Source organism: Streptomyces longispororuber (genome assembly GCF_014656095.1).
Taxonomy (GTDB): domain Bacteria; phylum Actinomycetota; class Actinomycetes; order Streptomycetales; family Streptomycetaceae; genus Streptomyces; species Streptomyces longispororuber.
The window spans coordinates 1-4,396 of record NZ_BNBT01000280.1; the positions used below are offsets into that span (position 1 = coordinate 1).

Below are 4,396 nucleotides of genomic sequence, written 5' to 3' on the forward strand. Positions count from 1 at the left end.
CGTGCGGGGCCGGGCGGCGGCGACGACCTCGCGCGCGGACGGCTGGTCGCCGGCGCCGGACGGCGTGCGCTGCCGCACCAGTGCCGGCACCGGGAACGGCGTCGGGACGGCGGCGGACGGGCCGCGGCCGAGGACGCGGTCGCGCAGGCCGAGCAGCCAGGGCTCGACGCGGGCGGCCAGCGGCTCGAACCAGGGCAGCGCCAACAGGATCAGCAGACCCGCGGCCCACCCGAGGAGGACGTCGCTCAGCCAGTGCGTACCGAGGTAGACGGTGGTGAGGCCGACGCTGAGCGAGACCACCGCGGACAGTGCCGACAGATAGCGGCGGGTGCGCGGCGTCGAAGCGAGATAGGCCAGGATGCCCCAGGTCACGACGGCGTTGGCGGTGTGGCCCGAGGGGAATATATCGCCGCCCTGCCCCATCTCGTTCGAGCCGATCACGGTGGCGTAGTGCGGCCCGAGGCGGCCCATGCCGATCTTGGCCGCGCCCACCGTGGCGTTGAGCAGCAGCAGGGCCGTACCGAACATCAGCAGCGGGCGCAGCGTGTGCTGGCGCCAGGAGCGCCAGCCCAGCCAGGCCGCGACCATCACCGCGGTCGGGCCGCGCTGGCCGAGCACGACCCAGTAGTCGAGGAAGCCGTGGATCTCGGGCCACTGCTGGTAGGGGCGGAAGAACATGACCTGCCAGTCGAACCGGACGAGCCAGGACGTCGTCAGGACCGCGACCACGATGGCGAGATAGAAGCCCAGCGTCGAGCCGAGGAGCACGACTCTGTGTCGGCTCATCCTCGGCACGTCGAGGTGAACCGGCCGTTCCGGCTCACGGTCTAGCCGGGCGAAGAGCCGGTCCAGACGGGTCAGGTTTCGTTCGGTACGCACCCAATCGACGTTACAGCGAGTGAGCGCCCATCCAGGTCGAATCGGTGGGGTTGTGATGACGATGTGATGTGGCATTGATCTCAGGCCCTGGGCTATTCCTGCCGGAATCCCTATTCGGCGGGGGACCTTTTACCCAATTCATTGATCATTGGCCGGGTGGTTTTCACCGCCTTATGGAATGGTTCACCGGGAGCTGGGGTGGATTTCCCCCGGCGCTCACCCGGCGCGCGGTCGCAATGATCTTGAACGGGTGATCTTGGCGTGATCAGGGCGTGATCAGGGCGGCCCGGAACCGTTCAGCCAGAACGCCCCGTACACCGCGCCGACCACGGCCACACCTCCGATGACCAGCGCCGATCGCGAGGTCCGCAGCCGGGCGAGGGCCACCGCCAGGGGCAGCAGGAGCGGGAAGGCGGGCATCAGCAGGCGCGGTTTGGAGCCGAAGTAGCCCGCGGCGCACAGGGCCAGCGCCAGCACGACGCCCGTGTAGACGAGCAGCGGCAGCGGCTGGCGCTGCCGGACCCCGACCACGTACAGCCACAGCAGCAGCGCCACCCCGGCGATCAGGCCGAGCCCCGCGAGCGCGCCCGGCACCGAGGTGAACTTGTCGCCGATGAACCGGGCGAAGGCGTAGCCGCCGTCGAAGCCGTTGCCCCACTGCTTCTGCACGTCGAGGTAGCCGAACAGGCCGCCGCCGGTGCGGTGCCCCACCCACAGCACGTACCCGGCGGCCCCGAGCGGTGCGAGCAGCACCCCGAGCGCGAGGCGCGGCTCGACCCGGCCCCGGCGTCGCGCCGCGACAGCGGCCGCCACCCACAGTGCGAGCACCACGGCACCGCCCACCGGCCGGGTCAGCCCCGCCAGCGAGGCGAGCGCGCCCGCCGTCACCCACCGCCCGGTGAGGACCGCGTACAGCGACCACGCGGCGAGCGCCGTGAACAGCGACTCGCTGTACGCCATGGACTGCACGACGCCGACGGGCAGCACCGCCCACAGCGCCACCGCGCACACCCCCGCGCGGCGGCCGTGCACATGGTCCGCGACGGCGAAGATCCCCCCGGCCGCGCAGAGCGACGCGACCGCGCTCACCACGAGGCCCGCGTCCGCGTACGACAGCGGCGAGAGCGCCGACACCAGCCGCTCCAGCCAGGGGAGCAGCGGGAAGAACGCCAGGTTGGAGTGGACGCTCCCGTCCGGCAGCCGCACCTCCCAGCCGTAGCCGTACTCGGTGACGCGGGTGTACCAGAGCGAGTCCCAGCGGGCGGACAGCAGCGTGTGCGGGCTCTTGCCCGCCGCCGCGGACCACGCGGCCAGGGCCGCGAGGCCCACCGCCCGTACCCCGGCGTACACGAGGAGGGCGGGCGCTGCCGCGCGGAGTCTGGCGGGGGCGCCTTGGCCGGGGGTTCCCCTCCCCGCAAGGGTGCCGCCCCGTGCGGGGGGCTGATCAAGATCGGTCACCGGGGGATTATCCCCGGGGTGCCCCCTCGCCGGGGCTGCGCCCCGGGTCCCCTGTTCACATGGGGCTGCGCCCCTTTCCCCCCTCATCGGCGCTTCGCGCCTCGTCCTCAAACGCCGGACGGGCTTTTAGCTGTGGCGCACGCCATACGGTCGGGGGGCAACCATGAGAGGTCCGCCACGCGCGGTGCGGACGGACTCGCGTACGCTGACGGGCACTCGCCGTTCACAGCCGCCACACCGGGACGTCTCCACCCCGATGGGCCGCATTCGCGAGGAAACACTGGGAGGTACGCACATGTCCGGGACGACCACGGCCGCCGCTCCATCCGGCCGTCGGACCCCCGGCGCGGGTGCCAACCGCTGGGTCGTGCTCGTCGTCCTCTGCGTCAGCCTGCTGCTCGTCGCCGTCGACGCCACCGTCCTGCACGTCGCCGTACCCGCCGTCACCGAGGACCTCAAGCCCGGCGCGATCGAGCTGCTGTGGATCGTGGACATCTATCCGCTGGTCTGCGCCTCGCTGCTCATCCTGTTCGGCACGCTCGGCGACCGGGTCGGGCGCAGACGCGTGCTGCTCCTCGGCTACGCCCTGTTCGGCGTCGCCTCGGCCGTGGCCGCCCTCGCGGACACCCCGCACGTCCTCATCGCCGCCCGCGCGCTGCTCGGCGTCGGCGGCGCCATGATCATGCCCGCCACGCTCTCGATCCTGCGCCAGGTCTTCCCCGACCGGCGCGAGCGGGCGCTCGCCATAGGGATCTGGAGCGCGGTGGCGGCCGTGGGCGCGGCCGTCGGGCCGCTGCTCGGCGGCTTCCTGCTCGAGCACTTCTGGTGGGGCTCGGTCTTCCTGATCAACATCCCGCTGATGCTCGTCAGCCTGCCCGTCGGCCGCGTGCTCCTGCCGGAGTCCACCGGCGAGCGCGACGGGCCCTGGGACGTGACGGGCGCGCTGATGGCCGCCGCCGGGCTCTTCGGCCTGGTCTTCGGCGTCAAACGGCTCGGCGGCGAGGACCCCCTCGGCTCGACGACCCTGACCTGCCTCGTCCTCGGCGGGGGCCTGCTGTTCGCCTTCGTCCGCCGGCAGCGGCGGCGTACGCATCCGCTGGTGGACCTGGCCATGTTCACGCGGCCCGCGTTCAGCACGTCCGTCGGCTGCATCGTGCTCGCGATGCTCGCCCTCGTCGGCCTCGAACTGATCGCCGCCCAGTACCTCCAGCTCGTGCTCGGCCTGTCGCCGCTGGAGACCGGCCTGCGGCTGCTGCCGCTCACCATCGCCGCCATGGCCGCCGGGCTCGCCGGGTCCCGGATGCTCCAGCGCTTCGGGCCGCGCCGGATGGTCGCCGCCGGGTTCTGCCTCACCGCGCTCGCCGTGGTCGCGCTCATCGGCATGGGCGGCGAGGACAACGCGCCGCTGCTGCTCACCGGCTTCGTGCTGCTCGGCTTCGGCCTGGAGACCACGCTCTTCGGGGCGTACGAGTCGATGCTCAGCGAGGCGCCGCAGACCCAGGCGGGTGGCGCCGCCGCCATCGGCGAGACCTCGTACCAGCTCGGCGCGGGCATCGGCATCGCCCTGCTCGGCAGCGTCATGAACGCGGCGTACGCGCCCGGTCTCTCCTCCGTCCGGGGCGTTCCCGCGGCGGACAGCGCGGCGGCCGGGCACTCGCTGGGCGAGGCCTACGAGGTCGCCGACCGGCTCGGGGGCGTGCGGGGGGCCGCGCTGCGGGCCGCCGCGCGGGACTCCTTCGTGCACGGGCTGCACGTCACGCTGCTGGTCAGCGCGGGGCTTCTGCTGCTGGGGGCGTTGGCCGCGCTGCGGTTGCCGTGGCGGATGGAGTGCGGGGTCGCCTCCGGCGAGGGGCAGCCGACGATGCCCGCGCCGCGGGAGGAAGCCGGGGTCCCGGCGAAGTCCTCGCGCTGACCCGCGCGGGGTGCCCTCGCGGGGGGCGCCCCAGACCCGCCCCTTTCCCGTAACCAGGGGCTGCCGCCCCTGGACCCCGCTCTTTTCGGCGCTCCGCGCCTCGTCCTCAAACGCCGGACGGGCTGAAGAGTTTCAGCCCGTCCGGCG

Annotated in this window: 3 protein-coding genes; 1 reads left to right on the top strand and 2 read right to left on the bottom strand. The window is 73.1% G+C overall.

Annotated elements, in window-relative coordinates; translation table 11 throughout:
- A partial coding sequence (locus IE330_RS37845; RefSeq protein WP_190140718.1) for a phosphatase PAP2 family protein occupies positions 1 to 879 on the bottom strand: 879 nt, incomplete at its 3' end.
- Positions 880 to 1,155: 276 nt separating this feature from the next.
- Complete coding sequence (locus IE330_RS37850; RefSeq protein WP_373314834.1) at positions 1,156 to 2,337, bottom strand: glycosyltransferase family 39 protein; 1,182 nt, start codon at positions 2,335 to 2,337, stop codon at positions 1,156 to 1,158.
- Positions 2,338 to 2,632: 295 nt separating this feature from the next.
- On the opposite strand from IE330_RS37850, the gene IE330_RS37855 reads away from it, so the two are divergent.
- A complete protein-coding gene (locus IE330_RS37855) occupies positions 2,633 to 4,249 on the top strand; it encodes an MFS transporter (RefSeq protein WP_190140720.1) in 1,617 nt (538 codons plus the stop codon).
- The last annotated feature ends 147 nt before the right edge of the window (positions 4,250 to 4,396 follow it).

Excerpts from the sequence above, each read along its gene's own strand:
- IE330_RS37855 (WP_190140720.1), top strand. The coding sequence starts at position 2,633 with ATGTCCGGGACGACCACGGCCGCCGCTCCATCCGGCCGTCGGACCCCC.